This window comes from Streptomyces sp. LUP30, assembly GCF_001746365.1.
Taxonomy (GTDB): Bacteria; Actinomycetota; Actinomycetes; order Streptomycetales; family Streptomycetaceae; genus Streptomyces.
Window position 1 is genome coordinate 23,949 of record NZ_MJAJ01000006.1, and the last position, 24,098, is coordinate 48,046.

Sequence of the window (24,098 nt, forward strand, 5' to 3'; positions counted from 1 at the left end):
CCCGTCGTCCCGAGCCGGGGCCCGCAGCGGCCCCGCTCAACCTCGCGCAGCCCCTCCCCGTCATAGGGGGAGGGGCTTTCGCCCTGTACGGTCGGACGGGCCGTGACCGACGACTCCAGGGGGAGTGGTGGGGAGAGACGGGGGAAGAGGACGGATCATGTCGCGAGTGCCAGGGTGGCTCGGCCGGCTCGGCGCCGGTCTGAGCGAGATGAGTGAGCGGCTCGACGAACGACGTGTCGAGGTCCAGCGGGAGAGCGCCGAATCGGAACCGGCGCCCCCCGAGGCGTCCGCGCCCTCTCCCGAGGCGTTCCCGCAGGATTCCGTCCCTCCGGTCCCGCGCCCCGACCCCGCGCACGCGGTGCCGTGGGGGGTCCGGGTCGCGGCCGAGGCGGGCTGGCGGCTGCTGGTGCTCGCCGGGACCCTGTGGGTGCTGATAAGAGTCATCAGCGCGGTCCAGCTGGTCGTCATGGCCTTCGTGGTCGCCTTGCTGCTGACCGCGCTCCTGCAGCCCACGGTGGCCCGGCTGAAGCGGGCCGGCGTGCCCGGCGGGGCCGCCACCGCGCTGACGGCGATCCTCGGATTCGTCGTCATCGGTCTGATGGGCTGGTTCGTGACCTGGCAGGTCATGGCGAACATCGACAACCTCTCCGACCAGGTCCAGGGCGGCATCGACGACCTGCGCCGCTGGCTGCTCAACAGCCCGTTCCACGTAACCGACAAGCAGATCAACGGCATCGCCCAGAACCTGCGGGACGCGATCGGGAACAACACCGACTCGATCACCTCGGCGGGCCTGGAGGGCGTCACCGTCGTCGTCGAGGCGCTGACCGGCATCCTGCTGGCGTTCTTCTCGACCCTGTTCCTGCTCTACGACGGCCGGCGCATCTGGGAGTGGACGCTCAAGCTGGTCCCGGCCGCGGCCCGGCCCGGCGTCGCGGGGGCCGGTCCGCGGGCCTGGGCGACGCTGACGGCGTATGTGCGCGGCACGGTGATCGTCGCGCTGATCGACGCGATCTTCATCGGCCTCGGCATCTACTTCCTCAACGTGCCGATGGCCGTCCCGCTCGCCGTCTTCATCTTCCTGTTCTCCTTCATCCCGCTCGTCGGCGCGGTCGCCTCCGGCGCGCTCGCCGTCGTGGTCGCGCTGGTCACCCAGGGCGTCTTCGCGGCGGTGATGACGCTGCTGGTCGTGCTGGCGGTGCAGCAGATCGAGGGCCACATCCTCCAGCCGTTCATCCTCGGCCGCGCGGTGCGCGTCCACCCACTCGCGGTGGTCCTGTCGGTAGCGGCGGGCGGCATGGTCGCGGGCATCGGCGGCGCGATCGTGGCGGTGCCCCTGGTGGCCGTCACCAACACGGTGGTGGGCTACCTGCACACGTACTCGCGCGAGCAGGCCCTGCGGCACGCACCCCGTCCGCGGGGGGCCACGGCGTCGAACGTGGCCCCGGTGACGGCGGCCCCGGTGACGGCGGCCCCGGCGGGCGGCGCCGAGCCCCCGCCCGGCCCGGCCGCGGAACCCCCGGCCCCGGACGCCTGACGACGACGAAGGCCCCGCACACCCGTGAGGTGTGCGGGGCCTTCGCGCGGCCGCGTACGTCAGTCGGCGAGGATCGCTTCCGCGTCCAGGGTCACGCCGACGGCCTGGATCACCGAAGCGATCTTGAAGGCCTCCTGGACGGTCTCGCGGGAGACGCCCGCCTTGCGCAGCACCTGCTCGTGGGAGTCGAGGCACAGCCCGCAGCCGTTGATCGCGGAGACCGCGAACGACCACAGCTCGAAGTCGACCTTGTCGACGCCGGGGTTGCCGATCACGTTCATCCGCAGCCCGGCCCGCAGGGTGCCGTACTCGTGGTCCGAGAGCAGGTGGCGGGTGCGGTAGAAGACGTTGTTCATCGCCATCACGGCGGCGGCCGACCTGGCGGCGGTGTAGGCCTCCGGCGAGAGGTTGGCCCTGGCCTCCGGCGCCAGCTCGCGCAGCACGATCGGGGAGCGGGAGGCGATCGCGGTCGCCAGCACCGTGCCCCAGAGCTGCTGCGGGGGCAGCTCGGAGTTGCCGATGACGGAGCCGAGGTTGAGCCGCAGGTCCTTGGCGTAGTCCGGTATCGCGGACTTCAGGGAGTCGAGAGACATCTCAGCTCACTCCCCGGCCAGCAGCTTGACCGGGTCGAGGGTGTTCTCGCCCTTGGTCCAGTTGCAGGGGCACAGCTCGTCGGTCTGGAGGGCGTCCAGGACCCGCAGGACCTCCTTGGGGTTGCGGCCGACGGAGCCCGCGGTGACCATCGTGAACTGGATCTCGCGGTTCGGGTCCACGATGAACACGGCGCGCTGGGCGAAGCCGTCCTCGCCCTCGATGCCGAGGTCGCGCATCAGCTCGTGCTTGGAGTCGGCCAGCATCGGGAACGGCAGGTCGGTCAGGTCCGGGTGGTCCTTGCGCCAGGCGTGGTGGACGAACTCGGAGTCACCGGAGAAGCCGAGGATCTGCGCGTCGCGGTCGGCGAACTCCTCGTTCAGCTTGCCGAACGCGGCGATCTCGGTCGGGCAGACGAAGGTGAAGTCCTTGGGCCACGCGAAGACCACGAGCCACTTGCCCTCGTAGGACTTGTGGTGGATCTGCTCGAACTCCGCACCCTTGTCCAGCGAGACGCAGGCGGTCAGTTCGAACTCGGGGAACTTGTCACCGACAGTGAGCACACGCTCTCCTTGCAGCGAGGGAGTGTCCGGATCGCGGACACTTCCCTTGGGTTGGACGGAGCCGATCGTGGCACAGGGTGCATTGATTCGGGAAATGGCTACACTCGATTGAATTGATCGGAGGTAGCTATCAGTGACTGTAGGTAATTCCAGGGCCAGAAGGCGACCGCCCAGTCTGGCCCAGCTCCGGGCCTTCACGGCCGTCGCCGAGCATCTGCACTTCCGGGACGCGGCCGCGGCCATCGGCATGAGCCAGCCCGCCCTGTCCGGCGCCGTCTCGGCCCTGGAGGAGACCCTCGGCGTCACCCTTCTCGAGCGTACGACCCGCAAGGTGCTGCTCTCGCCGGCCGGCGAGCGGCTCGTCGTCCGGGCCAGGGCGGTGCTCGGCGAGGTGGAGGCGCTGATGGAGGAGGCCGAGGCGGTCCGGGCCCCCTTCACCGGAGCGCTGCGCCTCGGCGTCATCCCCACCGTCGCGCCCTACCTCCTGCCGACCGTCCTGCGGCTGGTCCACGAGCGCTACCCGCACCTCGACCTCCAGGTCCACGAGGAGCAGACCGCCGGCCTCGTGGACGGCCTGCACACGGGACGGCTCGACCTGCTGCTGCTCGCCGTCCCCCTCGGTGTCCCCGGTGTCGTCGAACTCCCGCTGTTCGACGAGGACTTCGTGCTGGTCACGCCCCTCGGCCATGAGCTCGGAGGGCGCGCGGGCATCGCGCGCGAGGCACTCAGGGAGCTCACGCTGCTGCTCCTCGACGAGGGGCACTGTCTGCGCGACCAGGCGCTGGACATCTGCCGCGAGGCGGGCCGCGGGGACGCGCCGGTGACGACCACCGCCGCCGGGCTGTCCACCCTCGTCCAGCTCGTCGCCGGCGGCCTGGGCTGCACGCTCCTGCCGCGCACCGCCGTCACCGTCGAGACCAGCCGCAGCACGCACCTGCTCACCGGCTCCTTCGCCGACCCCGCGCCCGCCCGCCGCATCGCCCTGGCCATGCGCACGGGAGCCGCGAGAGGAGCCGAGCACCGGCAGCTGGCGGACGCCCTCCGGGAGGCGCTGCGGCCGCTTCCGGTGCGGGTGCTCGGGGACGACGACTGAAGTCCGCCAGGGCGCGGCACTCGGTCAAATAGCGTCCCTACGAAGCGATTTGAGCTCCCCGGAGGAGCAACTTCCGTCAGCTGAGGGCAGGTCGGAAATCCCGCGCTGGGCCGTGCGCGCCGGCTGATACACATTCCCTCCTCAGCGCTACGCGTCAGGCGTATGTGCGAGAGGCCCAAGGGGAGTGATGTCGGGCTACGAGCTGCTGGCACGCGACCTCGCCGCGTGCGGCCGGGACGGCTTCACCGGGGAGGTGCGCGTGTCCGGCTCGCCCGGCGGCGCCTTCCATCTCCACGGCGGGCTGGTCGTCGCCGTCGAGTCGCCCGGCGCGCCCGGCCCCGAGGCGCTCCTGCTGCGCTCCGGCCGGATCGGGGGCGAGGAGTGGGCCGCTCTGGTGCGCGAGTCCGGCGGCGCGCGCTGGCCGGCCGCCGGACTGATCGCCCACGGCTACGCGGGGGCCGCCCAGCTCCGGGTGGTCTGCGCGATGTCCCTCCAGGACGCCGCGTTCGCGGTCGTCGCGGGCAGCGTCGACGGCTGCGAACGCGGTCCGGCGGCAGGCCCCCCGCCCGCCGCGGTCGCCGTGGGCGAACCGCCCACCCGGCTGCTCCAGGAAGCGTCCCGCAAGCTGCGCGCGCTGCTGGCGCTGCCGTACCCCGTGCGCCCGGACCGGGAGCGGCCCACGCCCGCCCCCGTCTCCTGCGCGGCGACTCGCCTCGGCGACCTGCGGTGCGAGCTGCTCGCGCACGCCGACGGCCGACGCACCGCCCGCGACCTGGCCTTCCGCACCGGACGCGGCGTCTACACCGTCACCGTCGAGGTGGCTCGGATGCTGGGCGAGGGGCTCCTGGAGTGCGTGGACGCACCCCACCCGATCCCGGTCCTGCTACCGGCGGACGGCGGCGGACTGGGCCCCCGGGAACCCATGGCGCCCGCCGCGCCGCCGCAGGGGCCGCCGGACCCGGACCCGTCCGCGCTGCCCCGGCGGCGCCCCGGCGCCAGCGGCATCAACGAAACCCTCACGCCGGAACCGAACGGCGGCAACGGCTGGAAGGAGTTCTTCCGCCTGCGGAACCCCACGGCGAGATGACCACCCCCACGCACCGACCCCACGCACCGACCCCCACAGACAGAACAACGATCACATGCGATCACAGACAGGGGAGTTGCACACATGGACCACCAAGCCCTCGCGCGGGAGATGCGCGGCCTGCGCGAGCAGGTGACCGGCATCACCGACACCGCGGTGGCGGCGGCCGACGGACTGCTCATCGCCGCCGACACCGCCGACTCCATCGACCCCGAGGGCCTCGCCGCCCTCGCCGCGGCCGGCCTCGGCCTCGCCCGCCGCACCTCCGAGGCGACCGCCCGCGGCGCCCTGCACCGCACGGTGGCCTACGGCAGCCACGGCTGCGCCGCGTTCTACGCGGTGGGCGACACCGCGCTGATGGTCGTGCTCGGCGACGAGGGCATGGACGTGGAGCGCCTGCACACGGCGACCCAGCCCGCCCTGCGCCGCATCGACCTGATCCTCACCCGGAAAGCCGCCGAAGGAGTCTGAAGGGATGGCGACGAAGCGTATGACCCCCGGTTTCTCCGATCAGGTGATGGGCCTGGTCAAATCACTGCGTACGGATGCCCCCGACTGCGTCGCCTCCGGCGTCGTCGACATGGCCACCGGCATGCTGCTGTCCTACGAGACCGTCGACAACCATCCGCCCGAGGTCCTGGACCTGCTGGCGGGAGCGACGCTGGACCTGTTCCAGGGCCGCACGGTGGTGATGATCGAGGACGTGTTCAAGGAGCGTCGCGGCGTCCAGAGCGACAACCACTTCTTCCAGGAGATCCTCGTCAACAGCGAGAACCTCACTCACCTGTTCGTGCGGATGACCGAGCAGCAGGACGTCGTCGCGGTGGTCGTCTGCCGCAAGTCGGTCAACGTGGGCATGCTGTTCGCCCAGGTGCGAAGGGTGGTGCGGGAGTACCAGCTGTGAACGCGGACGGTCCCTCCCCCGAGCGGGGGGAGGGACCGGACCGGACGACCGTGGCGGGCGGCGGCTACTCCGTGCGCAGCCCGTCCGGCCGCAGCAGCCGCAGCAGCGGAGGCAGGCTCAGCAGCGTCACCAGGAGGACGACCGCCGCGCCGATGCCGGTCATCGCCAGCACGCTCGGCCAGTCCACGTCCACCGGGGTGTCCGTCATCCGCAGCAGCACCGCGCCCAGGGTGATGCCCACCGTCGCGGCCAGCAGCAGCCCCAGCACGATCGGGATCGCCGTCTGCCACAGCACGGACAGCCCGAGCGTGCGCCGCCGGGTGCCGAAGGCGACCAGCGACGACAGCAGCTTCCTGCGTTCGCGCAGCTGCTCCAGCTGGGAGACCAGCAGGCTCGCCCCGATCAGCGCCAGCACGGCGGCCGCGCCGACCAGCAGCCCGGTGCGGATGGAGCTGAACTTCGTGTCCTGCCGGGTGGCCGTCCAGTTCATCGGCTGGGACAGCGGGTCGACCCTGAACGCCGTGTTACGGGCGTACTCGTAGGCGTCGGGCACGGACTCGTCGATCGAGAGGTAGATCTCCCCGCTGACCCGCTTCTCGGCCGCCTTGGGCAGCGCGCTCGGCGTCATCAGGAAGCCGTCCCGTTCCCAGTCGGTCAGGCCCTTCACGGCATGGGCCTTCTTGACGCCCGGGGGGACGGTCCACTGGACATCCGGGCTGTGGTCGTCGGAGGACTGTTCGAAGTACAACTTCTTGCCGGGCTTGTTGAGGTGCGCACCGTCGTCGGAGTTTCCGGCGCCGTCGAGGACGAACGTGTCGCCGTCCTCGCAGGAGGGCAGCTCCGCCAGCTCGCGCAGGGCCGGGCAGTCGCCCACGGCCAGCGCGCCGAGCGTGTTCGGGCCGTTCTCGGTCTTCCAGGAGGTGTCGCCGAGGTAGCCCTCCCACAGCGCCGTCACCTTGCGGACGGCCTTGGTCTCGGCGAACTTCCGGGCGGTAGGGGCCAGCGGCGCGCCGTCCGGCACCCCGACCTGCATCTGCGCCCGGCTGACGTCCTGACCGGTGGACTTGGTGTAGTCGCTGTCCACGCCGGCGAACAGCATCTGGAGCGCGATCGCCCCGGCCACCGCCACCGCGATGCCGTTGACCATCCGGGCCGCCGTACCGCTGCTCAGCTGAAGCCGCCGTACCGCCAGTTGCCAGGCGACGCCGCCCGAGCCGAGCCGGGCGACGACCGCCTCCACGAGCCAGGGGAGCAGTGCGGTGATGCCGACGAGGATCAGGATGACGCCGCCGCTCACCAGGTACTGGTTGAAGTCGCCGTTGGCGTGGCCCTGCCCGATCATCGGGTAGAGCATCGCGACGCCGCCCAGGGGCAGCAGCAGCCGCCACCACAGGCGCCGCCGCGCGGGCTTGGCGGTGCGCACCACTCCGAGGGGTTCGATCACCACACCGCGCAGGGCGAACAGGGTGACCAGCACCGCCGCCGTCGGCACCGCCAGGACGACCAGCGCGGCCAGGGCGGGCGAGGGGTCGAGATAGCTGGGCCACACACTCACGCCCACCACTTCGACGGTACCCGCCACCTGACGGCCGATCAGGAAGAACACCGTGCCGAGGACCAGGCCCAGCAGGGAGCCGGCCATGGCCTCGCCCGCCGCGATGCGCCGGGTCATCCGGCTGTCGGAACCGATCAGTCTGAGGGCCGCGAGCCGGCGGTCGCGCCGCTCGCCACCGAACCGCACGGCCGCGGCGATGAACACGGCGACGGGCATCAGCAGCACCACGATGACCACGAGGATCAGCAGGAGCAGCACCGGATCGGTCTTCTCGTGCGACGGGTTCGGGTCCCCGAACGTCTCCAGCCGGCTCACCGAGCCGCCGCCGTTGACGTGCATGCTCAGCCCGGTCGCGCCCGAGTAGTAGGCGAGTTCCTGTGAGCCGACCAGCCCGTTCTCCCCGATGGTCCCGACGACGTGGTACGGCAGCCGTTCCCGCAGCGGCGCCGAGTCGTCGGCGGCCAGCAGTCTCTTCAGCGCGGGCGAGACGAACATGTCGCCCTTCGCCGGGAACCGGCTCACGCCGGGCGGCAGCGGGGCGCCCGAGCCTTCCGGCTCCAGCATCCGGCCGCGGATGTCCTTGTCCCGGAACGTGGTGTCGGACTGCGCGATCAGCAGGGTCTTGTCGGATTTGACCGGCGGTTCGCCCAACGGCCAGTCCAGCCTCGCCTGTTCACGGTCGTGGCGTACCTCGAGCGCGTTGGGCGCCGCGGTCGTCAGCAGCAGTACGGCCACCCCGAGGCCGACGCCGACGGCCGTCAGGACCGCCCGGATCCAGCCCTCCCGCCCGCCGCTGAAGGCGAACCGGACCCCCAGGCCCAGGTCTCTGGACCATTGGCGCAGACTCATATGACGCGCTCCATGTCGCGCGACTTGCCGTCCCGAACGACGATCTCGCGGTCGGAGTACGCGGCCACCCGTGCCTCGTGCGTGACGAGGACGACGGCGGCGTTGGCCGTCCGGGCGGCCTCGGTGAGCAGCTCCATCACGCGTTCGCCGTTGAGGGAGTCGAGCGCCCCGGTCGGCTCGTCGGCGAACAGCACCCGGGGGTTGGTGACGAGCGACCGCGCCACGGCGACCCGCTGCCCCTGCCCGCCGGAGACCTCGCCGGGCCGCTTCTTGCCGAGGTCGTCGACCTCCAGGCGCCGCATCCAGTCCAGCGCGGTGCGCTCGGCCTGCTTGCGCGGGGCGCCGTTCAGCCGCAGCGGCAGCGCGACGTTCTCCACGCAGGTCAGTTCGGGCACGAGCTGGCCGAACTGGAACACGAAGCCGAACTCCGTGCGCCGCAGCTGACTGCGCTGGGCGTCGCTCATGGTGGCGAGGTCCCGGCCGTCGTACATGATCGAGCCGGAGTCCGGCGTCACGATGCCGGCGAGGCAGTGCAGCAGCGTCGACTTGCCGGACCCGGACGGACCCATCACCGCGACGACCTCGCCGGGGTGGATGGAGAACTCGGCGCCGTCCAGCGCCATGGTCGGGCCGTATGCCTTGCGCAAGTCCTCGGCGACGAGCAGGGACCCCCCGGGAGCGTTCACGCGTGCATCGCCGCCTTCAGCTTGTCGAGACGTGCGGCGGCCAGCTCCAGCCAGCGCAGGTCGGCTTCGAGATGGAACAGCGCGTGGTCGCAGATCAGCTGGTCGGCCAGATCGCCCTTGCGCTTGCGGTCGGTGAGGATGCGCATGCTGCGCAGGTGCTCCGAGCGCTGGGTGTCGAGGATGTCGGCGGCGTCGCGGTCGGTGAGCAGCGCGAGGACGATCTTCGTGTAGAGCGTGGACTGCAGATACGGCTCGGGCTTCTCGGGCGTGGCGAGCCACTTCTCGACGTCGGTGATCCCGGCGTCGGTGATGGCGTACCGCTTGCGCTCGGGACCGCCGCCGGCCTCGATGCCGTCGACCTCGACGAGCCCGTTCTTCAGCAGACGCGACATCGTCGAGTAGACCTGGCCGTAGTGCAGCGGCCGGTCGTGACCGAACTTCTCGTCGAAGGCCCGCTTGAGGTCGTAACCGTGGCGGGGCCCGGACTCCAGGAGTCCCAGGAGAGTGTGACCGATGGACATGCGAGGACTGTACCCGCGGTGTATACCTGCCGTGTATACACGGAGTGCGCAGGTGGCAGCGGGGGGTACGGTTCCGCAGGTGACAGCGCATTGTCACCGTTTCGCAACAGGTCCCGCGGGAGGATGCCCGGCGCCGGCCCCTGCAGCTGTCGCCCGCCCGCCCCGGGGCGGGCCCGGCAGGCGGGTCCGTCAGGGCTTCGGGGGCCCGGCGGCGGAGCCGCCCGGGGGGCGGCCGCGGCGGGGCAGCGGGCCGGTGTCACCGGGCAGCCGGCCCGCCTCCTTCAAGGCCCTCCGCAGCAGGAACTCGATCTGCGCGTTGGCGGACCGCAGGTCCTCACCGGCCCACCGGGCCAGCGCCTCGTACACCGCGGGATCCAGCCGCAGCAGCACCTGCTTGCGCTGCGGCCGGCCTTGAGGGGCTGCACCCCCGGGGGGAACCGTCACTGGTAGAGGGTCCCGGTGTTCAGCACCGGCTGGGGCGCCCGGTCCCCGCACAGCACCACCATCAGGTTGGACACCATTGCCGCCTTCCGTTCCTCGTCCAGCTCGACGATGCCCTGCTCGGCGATGCGGCCGAGCGCGGCCTCCACCATTCCGACGGCCCCGTCCACGATCTCCCGCCGTGCCGCGACGACCGCACCGGCCTGCTGCCGCTGAAGCATCGCCGAGGCGATCTCGGGAGCGTACGCGAGGTGGGTGAAACGGGACTCGATGATCCGCACACCGGCCGCCTCCACGCGCGCGTGCAGCTCGACGGCGAGCTTCTCGGTGATTTCCTCGGCGTTCCCGCGCAGCGAGAGCCCGTTCTCGTCGTGCGCGTCATAGGGGTACTCGATGGCGATGTGCCGGACGGCCGCCTCGGTCTGGGTGGCGACGAACTCCAGGAAGTCGTCCACCTCGAAGGAGGCCTGCGCGGTGTCCCGCACGTTCCACACCACGACCGCGGCGAGCTCGATCGGGTTGCCGTAGGCGTCGTTGACCTTGAGGACGGCCGTCTCGTGGTTGCGGACCCGGGTGGAGATCTTCTCGCGGGAGGTGAAGGGGTTCACCCAGCGCAGGCCGTCCTCGCGGATGGTGCCCCGGTAGCGGCCGAAGAGCTGCACCACGCGTGCCTCGCCCGGCGCCACCGTGTTCAGTCCGCACATCGCGAGGAACGCGGCGAGGGCGACCAGCACGCCGACGACGATCAGCGCCGCCTTGAGGCCGGTCGCCGTCACCGCGGTGGCCGCGACGATCATCCCGGCGCCGGCCAGCAGCCCGGCCAGGCCGAGCAGCAGCGCCAGTCCGCCGCCCACGCTGTGCGCGGGGAACTCGGTCACGCGCGGGGCGGGCATCTCGGGTGCGTCGACGGCTTCGGCGGCGGCCGAGGGGCCGGGCGCCGAGGTGTCGTGAGCCGAAGGGTCGTGTACGGACATGGCGGGTCCCCGTTTCTCGTCAGCAGCCGTCAACAGTCTTTTCAGTGATCGGCTGTCTATCTAAGTGATATCACTTAAGCGCGAGATGGCAACCCTCCACCCCTCTCGGACGTCGAATCGGTGGGGAGGTCACGCCGGTTCCGCCGGGCGGGGTGCTGATTCTCACGCCCCCCGAAGACCGGATCGACTGCGCCTCGTCATAGACAGCGGTGTTAGCTTTCTGAGCTGACCTGCCCCTGCCCCCGGGCGCTGGTGTGACTGCCGAGTAGGAAGCGGAGCGAGCGGACTCATGGGACGAGCGGAAGAGAGACGAGCGCGACAGCGCGGTGGCCGCCGCGCGGCGCCCCGGAACCGCTCGACGGAGACGGAGTCCGTGGCGCCCACCGCCCACGAAGCCACCGCCGGGACCGCCACAGCGACCGCGACCACCACGGCGCCCGCGCCCGGCGGCCGCGCGGCCGCCCGCAAGGGCGCGAAGAAGGCCGGCAGGGGCACGAAGGGCAAGGCCGGCAAGAAGGACAAGAGCTTCATACGCCGGCTCTTCACCTGGAAGAAGATCCTCGGCACGTTCCTCGGCCTCTGTCTCGCCGTCATCGGCGCCTTCATCTGGCTGTACGTGAGCACCCCGATCCCCGCGGGCAACCCCGACGCCAACCTGCAGAGCAACGTCTACAAGTACGGCGGCGGCGCGCTCCTCGCCCGTGACGGCGACGTCAACCGGGAGAACGTCGACCTCGCCACGATCCCCAAGCCCGTCCAGCACACCTTCGTCGCCGCCGAGAACAAGTCCTTCTACAACGACAACGGCGTCGACTTCAGGGGCACCGCCCGCGGTGTGCTCAACACCCTGATGGGCAAGGGCGCGCAGGGCGGCTCGACGATCACCCAGCAGTACGTCAAGAACTACTACCTGTCCCAGGAACAGACCGTCACGCGCAAGCTGAAGGAACTGGTCATCTCCCTCAAGCTGGACCGGGAGAAGGACAAGGACTACATCCTCGCCGGGTACATCAACACCAGCTACTACGGCCGCGGCGCCTACGGCATCCAGGCCGCCGCCCAGGCCTACTACCGCGTCGACGCCGACAAGCTCAGCGTCGAGCAGGGCGCCTACCTCGCCGCGCTGCTGCAGGCCCCCAGCCAGTACGACTGGGCCGCCGCCTCCGACACCGGCAAACGCCTGGTCCAGGCCCGCTGGAACTACGTCCTCGACAACATGGTCGGCCAGAACTGGCTGGACAAGTCCAAGCGCGAGGGGATGAAGTTCCCGATCCCCAAGGACCCCAAGGCCGCCCCGGGGAAGCAGGGCCAGATCGGCTACCTGGTCGACGCGGCCAACACCGAGCTCGCCAACCAGCTCGTCGCCACGGGCGTCGCCGACGACTACGAGTCGGCCGCGGCCCTGGTCCGCAAGGGCGGCTGGAACATCGAGCTCAACATCGACAAGAAGAAGCAGAAGGCGCTGGAGACCGCGGTCAAGGAGCAGCTCACCAGCAAGCTGGACAAGAAGAAGCGCCCGGTCGACGGCGACGTCCAGGCCGGCGCGGTGTCGGTGAACCCGAAGACCGGCGCGGTCGAGGCGATGTACGGCGGCACGAGCTACACCGAGCACTACCTCAACAACGCCACCCGCACCGACTACCAGCCCGCCTCCACCTTCAAGCCGGTGATCCTCGCCGCGGCCTTCGACGAGAACGCCGTGACCCAGGACGACCAGAAGATCACCGCCAACACGATCTACGACGGCACCAGCAAGCGCCCGGTCGTCGGCAGCGACATCGGGTTCGCCCCGGAGAACGAGGACGACCAGGACTACGGTCCCGTCACCGTCCAGACGGCGCTGAACAAGTCCATCAACTCCGTCTTCGCACAGATGGGCGTGGACGTCGGCATGGACAAGGTGCTCAAGGTCGCCGACGAACTCGGCATGCACACCAAGGACCTGAAGGCCGTGCCGGCCCAGACCCTCGGCACCATGGGCGCGAGCCCCCTGCAGATGGCCGGCGTCTACGCCACCCTCGACAACCACGGCAAGAAGGTCACCCCGGCGCTCATCAAGTCGGCGGAGAACAGCGCCTACCCGTCCTTCAAGCACACCGCCCCCGTGGGCAAGCAGGTCATCGACCGCGAGGCGGCCGACTCGGTCACCTCGGTGCTCACCGGCGTGGTCGACGACGGCACGGCGAAGATCTCCGTGCGGGACAACCCGCTGCGCAAGGGCCAGAAGGTCGCGGGCAAGACGGGTACCTCCGACAACAACAAGTCGGCCTGGTTCACCGGCTACACCCCCGATCTCGTCACCTCGGTCGGCCTCTTCGGCGAGTCCGCGAAGGCCCCGCACCCCCAGGTCACGCTGACCGGCGCGATGACCGGCATCACCAGCAAAAAGGGCCGGATCAACGGCGGTGGCCCCCCGGCGCAGATCTGGGCGGCCTACACCTTCGGCGTCTCCACCAAGGTCACCAAGTTCGACCTGGAGACCGAACAGGGCGCCGCGGTCCAGACGGCGCCCCCGTCGCCGTCCTCGTCGCCGTCGCCGAGCTCCTCGCCGTCCTCGTCGCCGAAGCCGAGCTCCTCGCCGTCCTCGTCGCCGAAGCCGAGCAACTCCGCGTCCTCGTCGCCGAAGCCGAGCAACTCGCCGTCCAGCTCACCGTCGGGCAACACGCCGTCGGTCCCGAGCACGGACGCCCCCCCGACCGGATCGGGGGAGCCGGACAACCCGCTCCTCGGCCAGTAGCACGACGCCGCAGCCGGCGGCGGAACAGCGAAGGGGGCGCCCGGAGATCTCCGGGCGCCCCCTTCGCGCTGTGCATCGTGCGTCTGCTCCTCGCGTCCGCGCGGCGCCGTCAGCTCCGGTTCAGCTCGAACCAGACCACCTTGCCGGTGCTGAGCCGCGTGGCCCCCCAGCGCCGGGCGAGCCGGTTCACCAGATACAGCCCACGCCCGCCCTCGTCGGTCGCCCGGGCCTGCCGCAGCCGGGGCAGCTGCGGGACGTCGTCCCCCACCTCGCACCGCAGCACGTCGGTCCGCAGCAGCCGCAGGGTGACCGGCCGCGTGGCATACCGCACCGCGTTCGTGACGACCTCGCTCACCAGCAGCTCGACCGAGTCGGACATGTCCTCCATGCCCCAACGGGACAGCGCCCGCCGGGCCAGCCGCCGGGCCCGCCCCGGCGCGGCGTCCTCCGGCTCGAGGATCCAGTAGGCCACATCGCTGGGCGCGATCCCGTCGAACCGGGCGGCGAGCAGCGCGATGTCGTCGTCCCGGTCGCCGGGGCCGAGCATGTCGAGCACCTCGTCGCACAGGGCTTCGAGCGGCGGCGGATGGTCCGGTCCGGTCAGCTGGGCGGTCGCCGCGAGCTTCTCCCGCAGCTGTTCTATACCGGTCGCCACGTCCCGCAGCCGGGACTCCACCAGGCCGTCGGTGTACAGCAGCAGCGTCGCCCCGGCGGGCGCGTCGAGTTCCACCGCCTCGAAGTCGACCCCGCCCACGCCGATCGGCGCGCCCGGCGGGACCCGCAGCACCTCGGCCCGGCCGCCCAGATGCAGCAGGACGGGCGGGGGATGCCCCGCGTTGGCGATCGTGATGCGGTGCGCGACCGGGTCGTAGACGGCGTACAGACAGGTCGCCATGCGGTCCGTGCCCAGCCGCTGGGCCTGCTCGTCGAGATGGTGCAGGACCTCCTGCGGCGGCAGGTCCAGCCCGGCCAGGGTCTGGGCCGTCGTGCGCAGCTGCCCCATGATGGCCGCCGACGTCATGGAGTGCCCCATGACGTCGCCCACGACCAGCGCCACCCGGCTGCCCGGCAGCGGGATGGCGTCGTACCAGTCGCCGCCGACCCGGGCGGTCTCCGCCGCCGGCAGGTACCGGGACGCCAGCCGCACGCCCGTGGGACGCGGCAGCGTCTCCGGCAGCATCGTGCGCTGCAGCTCGTCGGCGATGTACGCCTCACGGTCGTACAGCACCGCCTTGTCGATGCCCAGCGCGCTGTGCGTGGCGAGCTGGGCGGCCACCAGCAGATCGTCGTTCTCGAACGGGAGGCGCTCGGGACGGCGCAGGAACACCGCGGCGCCGATCACCCGGCGCCGGCCCCGCAACGGGGCCAGGACGGCCCGCTGACCGCCCGGGACGATCAAGGTGCTCTCCTCGCCGAGGAGTTCGGGCAGAGCGGCCCGGGCGGCCGGATTGTCCGCGAACACCGGACGCACCCCGCGCAGCACCTCCGCGAGCGCGCCGCCGGGCCGCACCTCGCACATGTCCCCGACCGACGCCGACAGCTCGGCCGTCAGCTCCCCGGGCTCCGGAGGCGGCAGCGCCAGCGCGGCGAAGCCCGTCTCGGTGTCACGCTCCTCCGGGATGCGGTCGGTGCGGCGCAGCCGCAGCATGATGCGGTCCGCCGCGGGCCGCTCGTCGCCGACCGGCAGCGGATCGCGCAGATAGACCAGGATCGCGTCGGAGAAGGTCGGCACGGTGGCCCGGCACAGCCCCATCACGATCTCGTCGAGGTCCAGGCCGCGGGCGATCCGACGGGTCGCCGCGCCCACGAAACGCAGCCGGTCCCCGTCCCGGCGCATCGGCGTGGGCCGGCCGGGCGTCACCGCCACCCCGCCGCGCCGCTCCTGCCCGCCGGGCCCCCGTTCCGGGCGCGCCTCGGCGCCCGGCTGGGCCGGGATGGACTCGGGCGCGGGGCGCGGCCGATGCGTGTCCGGTTCGGAGGACGCCGACGGCTGGGAATGCTCGGTCCCGGAGCCCGCCTCCGGACCGGCCGCCGCATCCTTTCCCGCAGCTCCCTGGCCGCCCATGGTGCCCTTTCCGCCTTTTCCGCAGGTCGTCGTACCCGAGCCGTCGGGCGGTAACGCTGCTGCACCCGGCGCGGACGCCTGGGTATGCAGGAGTGCCCCACGGGGGTCCGTGGGGTCGACGCCCTGGGGGCGTTCGTAGGAGATGGGCTGCTCCGTCACGCGTGTCGAATCCGTCCGTCCGGGGCTGCACGCCGCGCGCGCAGTTGGTCCCGCAGGAAGTCCGATACCCGGAATACGTGTCCCCGGAACGGAATTCCCGCGTGGTCAGAGGTTGTTCCTGTGTCGCCGGTGGACCTCGCGCGACCCTGGGAGCCTACGTGGAACGTCCCGCCGGTGTTTCCCTCGTGCCCCTCGCTCACGTCCTGCCGCCCCTCGGTGACGTTCGGTCAGACCCGGCTCGAACTCCGGGAGTTACCGCCTGCGGTGCCTTGCGGAGGACGATCCTACGTTTGCCGCCCGGGGGCGCATCAAGGGTCTCATGTGGACATGTGCGCGGGGGTGCGGTCCCAGTCCTCCGGCAGCAACGGTACGGCCCAGGACGGATCCGGGCGCCAATGCTGCCATCCCTCGTCGAACGGCGGCCCCCACGCGCGGATCCTCTCCACGGCCCTGCGGCCCGCCTCGCGCACCCGCCGGGCCACCGCCGCGTCCATCAGGCCGTCCTGCTGGGCCTGCGCGAACTCGTCCTCGTCGCGCCAGCCCCAACTGCGGTCCGGGTAGACGCAGATGTCCAGGAAATGGTCCTCGGAGTCCACCCCGCCGTCCCAACGGGCCAGCGGCTGCTCCAGGTTGACGTACCAGTTCTTGAACTGCCACCCCGGCTCCCAGAACAGCCACACCGACCAGGGCTCGCCGGGCCGGGCCAGCTTCAGCACGCCGGTCCCGAACCAGCGGTCGCGCTGCACGGTCCGCGGCTTGGTGTACCGGGTGTGCAGCGGCTCCTGGTGCAGCGGAGTGCCGTCCGCGAGCACCGGCTTGACGCACTCCGTGCCCGGGGCCATCCACACGGCGAGGAGTTCCTCGTCGTCCCGCACGACGGTGACCGGGCGGGCGATGTGGAAGCGCGCACCGCCGTTCTCCCGGTAGCGCCACAGGATCCGGTCCCCCGGCTCCCAGAAGGCCGCCGCACCGCCCGTTCCCACGCGTCTCACCGCTCCGCCGTCTGCCATGGACAGATATTAGGTGCCATGGCCATACGACGCTGCGGCGCGCGTCACGGTTCTCACGCCGGGGGCGCGAAATGTCACGGGCGCGTCATCCGCAGGACATCCAGCGCCTCGTCGAGCTGCTGAAGCGTCAGGTCCCCGCGCTCCACGTACCCGCCGTCCAGGACGACCTGGCGGATCGTCGCGCGCTCCGCCAGCGCCTTCTTGGCCACCTTCGCGGCCTCCTCGTACCCGATGTACTTGTTCAGCGGCGTGACCACGGACGGCGAGGACTCGGCGTACTCCCGGGCGCGTTCACGGTGGGCCACGATCCCGTCGACGGTCCGGTCGGCGAGCAGCCGGGAGACGTTGGCCAGCAGCCGGATCGACTCCAGCACGTTCTTGGCGATGACCGGCAGCATGACGTTGAGCTCGAAGTTGCCCGCCGCGCCCGCCGTGGCCACGGTCGCATCGTTGCCGACGACCTGCGCGGCGACCATCAGCACCGCCTCCGGGATCACCGGGTTGACCTTGCCGGGCATGATCGACGAACCCGGCTGGAGGTCGGGCAGGCTGATCTCGGCCAGACCCGTGCGCGGCCCCGAGGCCATCCACCGGAGATCGTTGGCGATCTTCGTGAGGCCCACGGCGATGGTCCGCAGCTGGCCGCTCGTCTCCACGATCCCGTCCCGCGCGCCCTGCGCCTCGAAGTGGTCCCGCGCCTCGGTCAGCGGCAGCCCGGTGACGCGGGCGACCTCCTCGATGACGGCGGCGGAGAACCCGGGGGGAGTGTTGATGCCGGTGCCGACGGCCGTGCCGCCCAGCGGCAGCTCGGCGAGCCGGGGCAGGGAGGCGGTGAGCCGCTCCACGCCGTACCGCACCTGGGCGGCGTACCCGCCGAACTCCTGCCCCAGGGTGACGGGCGTCGCGTCCATGAGGTGGGTGCGCCCCGACTTCACGACGTCGGCGAACTCCTCCGACTTGCGGGTGAGGGAGGCCGCGAGGTGCTCCAGCGCGGGGATCAGGTCGCGGGTGACGGCGGCGGTGGCGGCGATGTGGAGGGAGGAGGGGAACACGTCGTTGGAGGACTGGGAGGCGTTGACGTGGTCGTTGGGGTGCACGTCCCGGCCCAGGCGCTCGGTGGCGAGGGTGGCGACGACCTCGTTGGCGTTCATGTTGGACGACGTCCCGGACCCGGTCTGGAACACGTCCACGGGGAAGTGCTCGTCCCACCGGCCCTCGGCGACCTCGGCGGCCGCCTCCTGGATGGCGTCCGCGATGTCCTGGTCGACCACCCCGAGCCGCGCGTTCACCTTCGCCGCGGCTCCCTTGATGCGCGCCAGCGCCTCGATGTGGGCGCGCTCGATGCGCTGGCCGGAGACGGGGAAGTTCTCGACGGCACGCTGGGTCTGGGCCCTCCACTTGGCGTTCGCCGGGACGTGTACCTCGCCCATGGAGTCGTGCTCGATGCGGTAGTCGCTCATGCACGGTACAGCGATCGGGGCGGCCCGCTTGTTCCTGGCACAGTCCCCTGGGGAGGGGCCTGTGCCACGAGTGCGGGGACGACGGGGCGAGGTCGCTCCGCCGCCCCCTGAACGTTCACGCGAGGCCGGGACCTCGCACGGGGATGGTGGTGAAGGTGGGCGCGGGCGCGGGGTCCTGGAAGAAGTCGTTGCCCTTGTCGTCGACGACGATGAACGCCGGGAAGTCCTCGACCTCGATCTTCCAGACGGCCTCCATGCCGAGCTCCTCGTACTCGACGACCTCGACCTTCTTGATGCAGTCCTGGGCGAGGCGCGCGGCCGGGCCGCCGATGGAGCCGAGGTAGAAGCCGCCGTGGGCGTCGCACGCGTCGGTGACCTGCTTGCTGCGGTTGCCCTTGGCCAGCATCACCTTGGAGCCGCCCGCGGCCTGGAACTGCTCCACGTAGGAGTCCATGCGGCCGGCGGTCGTCGGCCCGAAGGAACCGGAGGCGTACCCCTCGGGGGTCTTGGCCGGACCCGCGTAGTACACCGGGTGGTCCTTCAGGTACTGCGGCATCTCCTCGCCCGCGTCCAGCCGCTCCTTGATCTTGGCGTGCGCGATGTCACGCGCCACGACCAGCGGGCCGGTCAGCGAAAGCCGCGTCTTGACCGGGTACTTGGTCAGCTCGGCGAGGATGTCGTCCATCGGCTGGTTCAGGTCGATCCGGACGACGTCGGACGCCTCGTCGAGGTGCTCGTCCGTGGTCTCCGGCAGGAACCGCGCCGGGTCCGTCTCCAGCTGCTCCAGGAAGACGCCCTCGGCGGTGATCTTCGCCACGGCCTGGCGGTCGGCCGAACAGGAGACGGCGATGGCGACCGGGCAGGACGCGCCGTGCCGCGGGAGGCGCACCACGCGCACGTCGTGGCAGAAGTACTTGCCGCCGAACTGCGCGCCGATGCCGATCTTCTGCGTCAGTTCGAAGACCTTCTCCTCCAGCTCCTTGTCCCGGAAACCGTGCCCGAGCGGCGATCCCTCCGCCGGGATCTCGTCCAGGTAGTGCGCGGAGGCGTACTTCGCGGTCTTCAGCGCGTACTCGGCGCTGGTGCCGCCGACGACGATCGCCAGGTGGTACGGCGGGCAGGCGGCCGTGCCCAGCGAGCGGATCTTCTCCTCCAGGAACTTCATCATGGAGGCTTCGTTCAGGACGGCCTTCGTCTCCTGGTAGAGGAAGCTCTTGTTGGCCGAGCCGCCGCCCTTCGCCATGAACAGGAACTTGTAGGCGCCGCCGTCGGTGGCGTACAGCTCGATCTGCGCCGGGAGGTTGGAGCCGGTGTTCTTCTCGTCCCACATGGTCAGCGGGGCCATCTGCGAGTAGCGCAGATTGAGGTTCAGGTACGCGTCGTAGATCCCGCGGCTGAGGGCGGCCTCGTCGCCGCCCTCGGTGAGCACGTTCTGCCCGCGCTTGCCCATGACGATCGCGGTGCCGGTGTCCTGGCACATGGGCAGCACGCCCGCGGCCGCGATGTTCGCGTTCTTCAGCAGGTCCAGCGCGACGAACTTGTCGTTGGCGGAGGCCTCCGGGTCGTCGATGATGCGGCGCAGCTGGGCGAGGTGGGCCGGGCGCAGATAGTGCTGGATGTCGTGGATCGCCTCCTCGGCGAGCTTGCGCAGCGCCTCCGGCTCGACCTTGAGGAACGTCCGCCCGTCGGCCTCGAAGGTGGAGACACCCTCGGAGGTCACCAGCCGGTAGGGGGTGGTGTCCTCTCCCTGGGGGAGCAGATCGGTGTACTCGAACTCAGGCATCGGTGCCCATTCCTCACTCGACAGACGGCGACCGCCTCCATTGGCGGGCGCCCACCAGCGTAGGACCTGCCGCGGACGGCGGGTCTGTGAGGTCGGGCTCAGTACCCCTGTTCCCGGACGCGCGGACGGCCGGGAACAGGGGTATCGCGATCTATCGTGTTTCGGTAGGCTGCTGTCGTGGACCTTCAGAAGCAGAGCAGCGCCCCTGCCGCCGCCCCCACCACGGCCTCCGCGCCGGTCGCCGAGCTGCGCGCGTCGGACGCCGACCGCGACCGTATCGCCGACATGCTGCGCGAGGCCCTGGCGGAGGGCCGGCTGACGGCCGACGAGCACGCCGAGCGCGTCGACGGCGTGCTGGCCGCGAAGACGGTCGGCGAGCTGGAGGCGTTCGTCCGGGACCTGCCGGCCGCGCATGAGCGGCGCGCGGCTCCCGCCTCCGCCCCCTCCCGGCCCACCGTCGGCGCGATCCCGGCGGACCCCGACGACAGCGTTGTCGCGATCTTCAGCAGTGCGGTCCGTCGTGGACGCTGGCGCGCGGGCCGACGGATTCACGCCTATGCGGTCTTCGGCAGCGTGGAGATCGACCTCACCGAGGCGCTCTTCGAGTACCAGCAGGTGGTGATCAAGGCGATCTCGGTCTTCGGCAACGTGGAGGTCCGCGTCCCGGAGAACGTGTCGCTGCGCGGCACCGGCGGCGCGGTCCTCGGCAACTTCGAGGTGGACGCGCTGGACTCCCCGCAGCCGGACGCGCCGGTGGTCTACGTCGACGGCTGGGCGGTCCTGGGCAACATCGAGGGCCGGCCGAAGCGGGGCAAGCTCGTGGCGGACATCCTGGACCGGGTGCAGCGCAAGGTCGACAAGGGGCTGCGCAGACACCTGGACCGTTGACGGCGAGAACGCGCCAACGTCGGGGCCGGCGGAGTCCGGCGGTCGCGAACCCTGTGCATAGGCGCGCGTACAGCGGGTAGGCCTTGCTGCATCGTCGCTCGCTCGCGAAGCCGTCGTCAGGAGTAGACCCGTGCTGCAACCGCCGCATTCGTCCCTGCAGGTCGCCGCCGTCCCGGCCCAGCGGGTGCCAGCGCGCGACAGGGACCAAGACGCTCCCTGGCACACCGAGGCGGTGTGCCGCCGGGACGAGGCAGGCCTGTTCTTCGCCCCCTCCAAGGAGCCCACGGCCGCCCGGCTCTCGCGCGAGGAAGCGGCGAAGCGGGTCTGCGCGCGCTGTCCCGTGATGGTGGAGTGCCGCGAGCACGCGCTGCTTCAGCCCGAGCCCTACGGCGTCTGGGGCGGCCTCACCGCGGCCGAGCGCCGCGTGGTCCTCGCCCGGCGCCGCCGCCGGGACGTCGAACTGCAGAAGGCGCGCGCGGCGGGCCGCATAGCGCAGGCCGGTTAGGGCGCGCGTCCGGAGCATGAAAGGGGCGCCCCCCTCCGCACCGGGGGGCGCCCGCAGACCGGAACGAGCCAGGGCGAAGCCGCTTCGTCCGGCGGTGGCGTGCCGCCCGGCCGATGCCGCTTCGCCCGGACCGGCTACTTCGCCCGGTCGAAGTCGACGGCGCTGTAGGCCCGCAGCTTGCTCAGCCGGTGCTCCGAGTCGATGCGCCGGACCGTGCCGGACTTCGACCGCATCACGATCGAGTCCGTGGTCGCCGTCTCCGACCGGTACCGGACGCCCCGCAGCAGCTCGCCGTCGGTGATGCCGGTGGCGACGAAGAACACGTTCTCGCCGGTGACCAGGTCCTCGGTGGTCAGCACCCGGTCGAGGTCGTGCCCGGCGTCGATCGCACGCTGCCGCTCCTCGTCGTCCTTGGGCCACAGCTTGCCCTGGATGACGCCGCCCAGGCACTTCACGGCGCAGGCCGAGATGATTCCTTCGGGCGTGCCGCCGACGCCGAGCAGCAGGTCGATGCCGGTGCCTTCGCGCAGAGCCAGGATCGAGCCGGCGACGTCGCCGTCGGAGATGAGCTTGATGCGCGCACCGGTCGCCCGGATCTCCTCGATGATGCCCGCGTGCCGCGGCCGGTCCAGGATGACGACGGTGACGTCCTCGGGCGTGGCCCGCTTGGCCTTGGCGACCCGGCGGATGTTGACCTCGACGGGCGCGTCGATGTCGACGAACTCGGCCGCCTCCGGCCCGGTGACCAGCTTGTCCATGTAGAACACGGCGGACGGGTCGAACATGGCCCCGCGCTCGGTGGCGGCGAGGACGGCGATCGCGTTCGGCATGCCCTTGGCCGTCAGCGTGGTGCCGTCGATCGGGTCGACCGCGATGTCGACCTCGGGCCCGGTGCCGTCGCCGACGCGCTCGCCGTTGAAGAGCATCGGGGCTTCGTCCTTCTCGCCCTCCCCGATGACGACCACGCCGTTCATCGACACGGTGGACACGAGGGTGCGCATGGCGCGTACCGCGGCGCCGTCGGCGCCGTTCTTGTCCCCGCGTCCCACCCAGCGGCCCGCGGCCATGGCGGCGGCTTCGGTCACCCGGACGAGTTCCAGGGCGAGGTTGCGGTCGGGGGCCTCGGAGGGCACATCGAGTTCGGACGGCAAGTGATGATGCTCGGTCATCGGAGCGCACCTTTCTGACTGATACGACGACGGCCGGATGAGGGTTCGAAGTCCGACTCTATCGTCAGTACGACAAAATGAGCAGGGGACCCCACGGATGAGCGCGCCGGGCACCTGCGACGATAGGGGGCGTGGCAGGTTCGAACGGCAAGCAGAAGACGGCCCGGGACATGATCCTCTCCCTGGGGCTGATCATGATCGCGGCGTGGGTCATCTACCTCTTCATCCCGCACGACGACCGCGCTCCCGACGTCAAGCGGGTCGACTACCGCGTCGAACTCCTCACCGCGCGCCGAGCGGCGTCGTACCCGGTGGCCGCGCCCGAGGGCCTGCCCGACACGTGGAAGGCGACCTCGGTGCGCTTCAAGGGCGACGACTTCGACGCCTGGCACCTCGGCTTCCACGCCCCCGACGGGGAGTACGTGACCATCGAGCAGTCCACTCAGCGCCGCTCGCAGTTCATCGACGAGGCCAGCCAGGGCTCGACCGAGACCAAGGTCACCGAGCAGATCGACGGCCGCACCTGGACCCGTTACACCGGCGGCCGCTACGACGCCCTCGTCCTGCGGGACGCCGCCAAGGGTTCCACCACGGTGGTCGCCGGCACGGGCGGCTTCGGACAGCTGACGACGATGGCCGGCGCGCTGAAGCTGGCGTGAGCCCACCCGTGCGCACGCACCCGGGCGCACGCGCGAAGAGGCCCCCGGCGTGTGTGCCGGGGGCCTCTTCGCGCGTGCGCGGTCTCAGACGGTGGTGACGACCTCGTCGTAGGCAAGGCGCGGGGAGCGCGGGTACCAGGCGTCCTCGCCGGGCCTGCCGATGTTGACGACCATCAGCGGGGTGTGGTCGTCGTCCAGGAACTCCTTGCGGACGCCCTCCAGGTCGACGCCGGTCATCGGGCCGGCGGCGAGGCCCGCGGCACGGACGCCGATGATGAAGTACGCGGCCTGCAGGGCGGCGTTCAGCGCGGCGGCGCCCTCACGGGCCGGACGCTCGCTGAAGAAGAGGTCCTTGGCCTGCGGGAAGGCCGGGAAGAGGGTGGGCAGCTCCTCGTGGAACTCGTTGTCCGCGGAGAGGATCGCGACCAGCGGGGCGGTCGAGGTCTTGGCCTGGTTGCCCTCGGCCATGTGCTGCACCAGGCGCTCGCGGGCCTCGGCGGAGCGGACCAGGGTGATGCGCAGCGGGGTCTGGTTGAACGCCGTCGGCCCGTACTTGACCAGGTCGTAGATCGCCTGGACCTGCTCGTCGGTCACCGGCTCGTCGGTGAAGGCGTTCGCGGTGCGGGCCTCGCGGAACAGCAGGTCCTGGGCGGCGGGGTCAAGAGCGAGAGACATGCGTGGACTTCCTCGGGGTGCGTCCGGATCCAGTACCGGACCGTGGTCCGGATCGGCTGACGTCGTCGACCGTACGTCAGGGAAGTTCAAGGTTCAACGAATGGCGGGGTGGAGTGATCCACTTCACAGTCACCCGGGGCGGTGTGGCGCCGGGGTCGGCGGCGGGTCTGCCGGGGTGACGGGGCGC

The 24,098-nt window shown here is 71.3% G+C and carries 22 protein-coding genes; 9 read left to right on the forward strand and 13 right to left on the reverse strand.

Translation table 11 applies throughout. The features are described from left to right. The first annotated feature begins 157 nt into the window (after positions 1–157). Positions 158–1,537, forward strand: coding sequence for an AI-2E family transporter (locus tag BG482_RS07430; RefSeq protein WP_069768086.1), 1,380 nt, complete (start codon positions 158–160; stop codon positions 1,535–1,537). Positions 1,538–1,596: 59 nt separating this feature from the next. Here the strand turns inward: BG482_RS07430 and BG482_RS07435 are convergent, their stop codons facing one another. Together BG482_RS07435 and BG482_RS07440 are read right to left on the reverse strand one after the other, a co-directional pair. After that, positions 1,597–2,130, reverse strand: coding sequence for an alkyl hydroperoxide reductase (locus BG482_RS07435; protein ID WP_069768087.1), 534 nt, complete (start codon positions 2,128–2,130; stop codon positions 1,597–1,599). A 6-nt stretch (positions 2,131–2,136) separates the two neighbouring features. Continuing rightward, a complete protein-coding gene (locus tag BG482_RS07440) occupies positions 2,137–2,691 on the reverse strand; it encodes a peroxiredoxin (protein WP_069768088.1) in 555 nt (184 codons plus the stop codon). Positions 2,692–2,824: 133 nt separating this feature from the next. Between BG482_RS07440 and BG482_RS07445 the strand changes: the two genes are divergently transcribed. The 4 genes from BG482_RS07445 to BG482_RS07460 all read left to right on the forward strand — a co-directional run bounded on the left by BG482_RS07445 (position 2,825) and on the right by BG482_RS07460 (position 5,775). After that, a complete protein-coding gene (locus BG482_RS07445; RefSeq protein ID WP_079141654.1) occupies positions 2,825–3,784 on the forward strand; it encodes a LysR substrate-binding domain-containing protein in 960 nt (319 codons plus the stop codon). Between the two features lie 187 nt (positions 3,785–3,971). Next, a complete protein-coding gene (locus BG482_RS07450; protein ID WP_069768090.1) occupies positions 3,972–4,871 on the forward strand; it encodes a hypothetical protein in 900 nt (299 codons plus the stop codon). 84 nt (positions 4,872–4,955) lie between these two features. Further along, positions 4,956–5,342: a roadblock/LC7 domain-containing protein gene (locus BG482_RS07455; RefSeq protein ID WP_069768091.1), complete on the forward strand. Its 387-nt coding sequence runs from the start codon at positions 4,956–4,958 to the stop codon at positions 5,340–5,342. 4 nt (positions 5,343–5,346) lie between these two features. Further along, positions 5,347–5,775 (forward strand): hypothetical protein, encoded by a 429-nt coding sequence (locus BG482_RS07460; RefSeq protein WP_069768092.1) that lies wholly within the window; start codon positions 5,347–5,349, stop codon positions 5,773–5,775. A 64-nt stretch (positions 5,776–5,839) separates the two neighbouring features. On the opposite strand, the gene BG482_RS07465 is transcribed toward BG482_RS07460, so the two are convergent. The 5 genes from BG482_RS07465 to BG482_RS07485 all read right to left on the reverse strand — a co-directional run bounded on the left by BG482_RS07465 (position 5,840) and on the right by BG482_RS07485 (position 10,801). Next, entirely contained in the window at positions 5,840–8,179 is a 2,340-nt protein-coding gene (locus BG482_RS07465) for an ABC transporter permease (RefSeq protein WP_069768093.1), read from the reverse strand. Continuing rightward, positions 8,176–8,865: an ABC transporter ATP-binding protein gene (locus BG482_RS07470; RefSeq protein WP_069768094.1), complete on the reverse strand. Its 690-nt coding sequence runs from the start codon at positions 8,863–8,865 to the stop codon at positions 8,176–8,178. The genes BG482_RS07465 and BG482_RS07470 overlap by 4 nt, the downstream gene beginning before the upstream one ends. Then, the gene (locus BG482_RS07475) at positions 8,862–9,386 is read right to left on the reverse strand and encodes a PadR family transcriptional regulator (RefSeq protein WP_069768095.1); all 525 of its coding nucleotides are present in this window, start codon (positions 9,384–9,386) and stop codon (positions 8,862–8,864) included. The genes BG482_RS07470 and BG482_RS07475 overlap by 4 nt, the downstream gene beginning before the upstream one ends. Positions 9,387–9,575: 189 nt before the next feature. Then, positions 9,576–9,830 carry a hypothetical protein gene (locus tag BG482_RS07480; RefSeq protein WP_069768096.1) on the reverse strand — a complete coding sequence of 85 codons (255 nt, stop codon included), beginning with the start codon at positions 9,828–9,830 and terminating at the stop codon, positions 9,576–9,578. Beyond that, the gene (locus tag BG482_RS07485) at positions 9,827–10,801 is read right to left on the reverse strand and encodes an SPFH domain-containing protein (RefSeq protein WP_069768097.1); all 975 of its coding nucleotides are present in this window, start codon (positions 10,799–10,801) and stop codon (positions 9,827–9,829) included. Before BG482_RS07485 ends, BG482_RS07480 begins: the two co-directional genes overlap by 4 nt. Positions 10,802–11,090: 289 nt before the next feature. Here BG482_RS07485 and BG482_RS07490 point away from each other — a divergent pair, with 289 nt between their 5' ends. Next, positions 11,091–13,538, forward strand: a complete 2,448-nt coding sequence (locus BG482_RS07490) for a transglycosylase domain-containing protein (RefSeq protein WP_069768098.1) — start codon at positions 11,091–11,093, stop codon at positions 13,536–13,538. 109 nt (positions 13,539–13,647) lie between these two features. On the opposite strand, the gene BG482_RS07495 is transcribed toward BG482_RS07490, so the two are convergent. The 4 genes from BG482_RS07495 to BG482_RS07510 form a co-directional block, all read right to left on the reverse strand. Then, a complete protein-coding gene (locus BG482_RS07495; protein ID WP_079141656.1) occupies positions 13,648–15,762 on the reverse strand; it encodes a SpoIIE family protein phosphatase in 2,115 nt (704 codons plus the stop codon). A gap of 317 nt (positions 15,763–16,079) precedes the next feature. Next, positions 16,080–16,772, reverse strand: a complete 693-nt coding sequence (locus tag BG482_RS07500) for a DUF402 domain-containing protein (protein WP_069768100.1) — start codon at positions 16,770–16,772, stop codon at positions 16,080–16,082. A 74-nt stretch (positions 16,773–16,846) separates the two neighbouring features. After that, on the reverse strand, positions 16,847–18,232 hold the full coding sequence (locus BG482_RS07505) for a class II fumarate hydratase (protein WP_069768101.1): 1,386 nt from the start codon (positions 18,230–18,232) through the stop codon (positions 16,847–16,849). Between the two features lie 115 nt (positions 18,233–18,347). Then, the gene (locus tag BG482_RS07510) at positions 18,348–20,015 is read right to left on the reverse strand and encodes a fumarate hydratase (RefSeq protein ID WP_069768102.1); all 1,668 of its coding nucleotides are present in this window, start codon (positions 20,013–20,015) and stop codon (positions 18,348–18,350) included. A 177-nt stretch (positions 20,016–20,192) separates the two neighbouring features. Here BG482_RS07510 and BG482_RS07515 point away from each other — a divergent pair, with 177 nt between their 5' ends. Both BG482_RS07515 and BG482_RS07520 read left to right on the forward strand, forming a co-directional pair. Further along, a complete protein-coding gene (locus BG482_RS07515; protein ID WP_069768103.1) occupies positions 20,193–20,903 on the forward strand; it encodes a DUF1707 domain-containing protein in 711 nt (236 codons plus the stop codon). Between the two features lie 130 nt (positions 20,904–21,033). After that, positions 21,034–21,408, forward strand: a complete 375-nt coding sequence (locus BG482_RS07520) for a WhiB family transcriptional regulator (RefSeq protein ID WP_069768104.1) — start codon at positions 21,034–21,036, stop codon at positions 21,406–21,408. A 134-nt stretch (positions 21,409–21,542) separates the two neighbouring features. Here BG482_RS07520 and glpX read toward each other — a convergent pair whose 3' ends face one another. Further along, positions 21,543–22,577: a class II fructose-bisphosphatase gene (gene glpX, locus BG482_RS07525; protein ID WP_069768105.1), complete on the reverse strand. Its 1,035-nt coding sequence runs from the start codon at positions 22,575–22,577 to the stop codon at positions 21,543–21,545. A 131-nt stretch (positions 22,578–22,708) separates the two neighbouring features. On the opposite strand from glpX, the gene BG482_RS07530 reads away from it, so the two are divergent. Next, positions 22,709–23,236 carry a DUF4245 domain-containing protein gene (locus BG482_RS07530; protein ID WP_069768106.1) on the forward strand — a complete coding sequence of 176 codons (528 nt, stop codon included), beginning with the start codon at positions 22,709–22,711 and terminating at the stop codon, positions 23,234–23,236. An 84-nt stretch (positions 23,237–23,320) separates the two neighbouring features. On the opposite strand, the gene BG482_RS07535 is transcribed toward BG482_RS07530, so the two are convergent. Next, positions 23,321–23,911: a malonic semialdehyde reductase gene (locus tag BG482_RS07535; RefSeq protein WP_069768107.1), complete on the reverse strand. Its 591-nt coding sequence runs from the start codon at positions 23,909–23,911 to the stop codon at positions 23,321–23,323. Positions 23,912–24,098: the final 187 nt, after the last annotated feature.

Bases quoted from the DNA above. Each gene is read 5' to 3' on its own strand.
- BG482_RS07430 (WP_069768086.1), top strand. From the start codon at position 158: ATGTCGCGAGTGCCAGGGTGGCTCGGCCGGCTCGGCGCCGGTCTGAGC.
- BG482_RS07435 (WP_069768087.1), bottom strand. From the start codon at position 2,130: ATGTCTCTCGACTCCCTGAAGTCCGCGATACCGGACTACGCCAAGGAC.
- BG482_RS07450 (WP_069768090.1), top strand. From the start codon at position 3,972: ATGTCGGGCTACGAGCTGCTGGCACGCGACCTCGCCGCGTGCGGCCGG.
- BG482_RS07455 (WP_069768091.1), top strand. From the start codon at position 4,956: ATGGACCACCAAGCCCTCGCGCGGGAGATGCGCGGCCTGCGCGAGCAG.
- BG482_RS07460 (WP_069768092.1), top strand. From the start codon at position 5,347: ATGGCGACGAAGCGTATGACCCCCGGTTTCTCCGATCAGGTGATGGGC.
- BG482_RS07465 (WP_069768093.1), bottom strand. From the start codon at position 8,179: ATGAGTCTGCGCCAATGGTCCAGAGACCTGGGCCTGGGGGTCCGGTTC.
- BG482_RS07475 (WP_069768095.1), bottom strand. From the start codon at position 9,386: ATGTCCATCGGTCACACTCTCCTGGGACTCCTGGAGTCCGGGCCCCGC.
- BG482_RS07485 (WP_069768097.1), bottom strand. From the start codon at position 10,801: ATGTCCGTACACGACCCTTCGGCTCACGACACCTCGGCGCCCGGCCCC.
- BG482_RS07490 (WP_069768098.1), top strand. From the start codon at position 11,091: ATGGGACGAGCGGAAGAGAGACGAGCGCGACAGCGCGGTGGCCGCCGC.
- BG482_RS07500 (WP_069768100.1), bottom strand. From the start codon at position 16,772: ATGGCAGACGGCGGAGCGGTGAGACGCGTGGGAACGGGCGGTGCGGCG.
- BG482_RS07505 (WP_069768101.1), bottom strand. From the start codon at position 18,232: ATGAGCGACTACCGCATCGAGCACGACTCCATGGGCGAGGTACACGTC.
- BG482_RS07510 (WP_069768102.1), bottom strand. From the start codon at position 20,015: ATGCCTGAGTTCGAGTACACCGATCTGCTCCCCCAGGGAGAGGACACC.
- glpX (WP_069768105.1), bottom strand. From the start codon at position 22,577: ATGACCGAGCATCATCACTTGCCGTCCGAACTCGATGTGCCCTCCGAG.
- BG482_RS07535 (WP_069768107.1), bottom strand. From the start codon at position 23,911: ATGTCTCTCGCTCTTGACCCCGCCGCCCAGGACCTGCTGTTCCGCGAG.